General features: G+C 52.6%; 1 protein-coding gene. It reads right to left on the minus strand.

Annotated elements, in window-relative coordinates:
- Positions 1 to 67: 67 nt before the first annotated feature.
- The coding region (locus D7W79_RS42835) for an ATP-binding cassette domain-containing protein (protein WP_120530812.1) at positions 68 to 422 on the minus strand (355 nt) is incomplete at its 5' end.

Consider the following 422-nt stretch of genomic DNA (forward strand, 5'->3'; position numbering starts at 1 on the left):
CCATACAACCAGGAGAGTGGCAGCAATAGCCGCCACAAAGGGGATTCACCAGACCAGATTTTTTCGATCATTGGCCAAACTGCATTTTGTGAAGTTGCGCGTAAACGCCGCGGTGCTCAAGCAAATCGTTATGCGTACCGCGTTCCACAATGACACCATCCTCGACGACCACGATTTCGTCTGCCTTTTCAATGGTAGACAAGCGGTGGGCAATCACCAGAGAGGTACGGTTTTTCTGCAACTCATCCAGTGCCGCCTGAATCGCACGTTCGGATTCGGTATCCAGAGCCGAGGTAGCTTCGTCCAGAATCAGAATCGGGCTATCACGCAACAAGGCTCGAGCGATAGCAATACGCTGACGCTGACCGCCAGAGAGCAGCACGCCGTTTTCACCAATCACTGTATCGAGACCGTTATCCATC

It is taken from the genome of Corallococcus exercitus (genome assembly GCF_003611585.1).
GTDB classification, from domain to species: domain Bacteria; phylum Myxococcota; class Myxococcia; order Myxococcales; family Myxococcaceae; genus Corallococcus; species Corallococcus exercitus.